Source organism: Campylobacter concisus (assembly GCF_902460595.1).
GTDB classification, from domain to species: Bacteria; Campylobacterota; Campylobacteria; order Campylobacterales; family Campylobacteraceae; genus Campylobacter_A; species Campylobacter_A concisus_BL.
Genome location: NZ_CABPVA010000035.1, coordinates 1 through 1,373, shown reverse-complemented (window position 1 = coordinate 1,373; position 1,373 = coordinate 1). Strand labels below are relative to the sequence as shown.

Here is a 1,373-nt window from a genome sequence, read left to right as displayed (position 1 = left end):
TTTAATCATCTTCGTATCTTATATAAAACCAATCCATATAATGTGGCTGTTTTTTAATATTTTTCCCATTCTATTTTGTTAATATAATTTTTTCTTTATATTGTCCGTTTGCATCTAGTTCTGGCGATACGGAATATAATTCAGTTAAAGCATACGAAAAAATATCATAGTCTTCATCTGTTGGTTCATTGTCTAAATAACCATATAAATAAACAGTGCCATCATCTCCATAATCAAAGGCAATGCCTCTTACATTTGGTCGTATTTCTCCTAAAAAACCTACATGCAATCCGAATAGAAGTATTGAATAAATATTTTTCATAATACACCTCAAAATTTGTCTGGAAATGCTGGAACGATATGAGCCCCACCATTTTTATCAATATGAACTATTCCCCAAGTAGTATTTTGCGATGATGAACCATCGTATTTTTTTACTTCGCCTATGATCCGACCAAAATCAATTTTAAGTTTATTTTCATTTATAACTCGTATTTTTTTCACTTTGTTATTTTTTATATCATTGATTAGCTCTTTTGGATCTATATTATAAGATAATGTGCTTCTATTTTTAGCAAGCCAGAAGTTTTAATGATATCCACAGAGTAGTTAGCCCGGACATTTTTATTGAAATTTGTAACATTAGCATAACTTTGAAATATCATAAAATACAAAAATACAAATGCAAAACTTAAAGTTAGTAACTTAAATTTGAGTCTTAATTTGTATTTGGTTTTTTATAGGCTTGATAAGTCATTTGTTATCCTAATAAATTTTTCCTGTTTTTCTATTGACCCAGCGAATATCTGGGCAATCTTTATACCAAAATTTTACAAAACTATCATTATCGTTAATTCTACCATATAATGAATTTAAATTTTTAGGAAGTTTTTGCCTTATATATTCTATTATCGTATCCGAAGTAGTATCCCAAAATTTAATATTTTGAATAATTTTTTCTTTTTCTCCACTTAGTGGCAATACAACAAGTATAAGCCCACTATCAATAAATTTTTTTAACAGGTATAGGAAAGCTTCAACTTCATCTTCAATTGTTTCAAATTCTAAATTATCTTGCGTAAAGAGCGTTAGCAAGGAACAGCCAAAATAATCAGCATATATTTCCATATAATTACTATCTATATTTTTACGTATTTTGGAGATATTTTTCATTTGAATTTTAGCTCCTTATATATTTGCATTCCTTTTTGATGTGGTAGGCAAATTATATAATGTTAAATATTTTTTATTTAATGTCAAAGTGTATCCAAATTCACTTATTTTAATTACATTATCATTTTCATCGAAAAATTCAACTTCACAATCTGTTGTATTATAATTCATTACAATTGTTCCCTTTGTTCCTTTTTTAA

At 27.0% G+C, this 1,373-nt stretch carries 3 protein-coding genes and 1 pseudogene; all 4 read right to left on the bottom strand.

Annotated elements, in window-relative coordinates; translation table 11 throughout:
- Nucleotides 1-70: 70 nt before the first annotated feature.
- Entirely contained in the window at nt 71-322 is a 252-nt protein-coding gene (locus F3G86_RS10185) for a MafI2 family immunity protein (protein ID WP_223228597.1), read from the bottom strand.
- 8 nt (nt 323-330) lie between these two features.
- A pseudogene (locus F3G86_RS11240) lies at nt 331-561 on the bottom strand (polymorphic toxin type 50 domain-containing protein); the annotation flags it as partial.
- 204 nt (nt 562-765) lie between these two features.
- Nucleotides 766-1,173 (bottom strand): hypothetical protein, encoded by a 408-nt coding sequence (locus tag F3G86_RS10175; protein WP_149723782.1) that lies wholly within the window; start codon nt 1,171-1,173, stop codon nt 766-768.
- A gap of 15 nt (nt 1,174-1,188) precedes the next feature.
- The coding region (locus tag F3G86_RS10170; RefSeq protein WP_149723781.1) for a DUF4926 domain-containing protein at nt 1,189-1,373 on the bottom strand (185 nt) is incomplete at its 5' end.

What these genes read in the sequence shown, in the direction of transcription:
- F3G86_RS10185 (WP_223228597.1), bottom strand. Translation starts at nt 322, where the DNA reads ATGAAAAATATTTATTCAATACTTCTATTCGGATTGCATGTAGGTTTT.
- F3G86_RS10175 (WP_149723782.1), bottom strand. Translation starts at nt 1,173, where the DNA reads ATGAAAAATATCTCCAAAATACGTAAAAATATAGATAGTAATTATATG.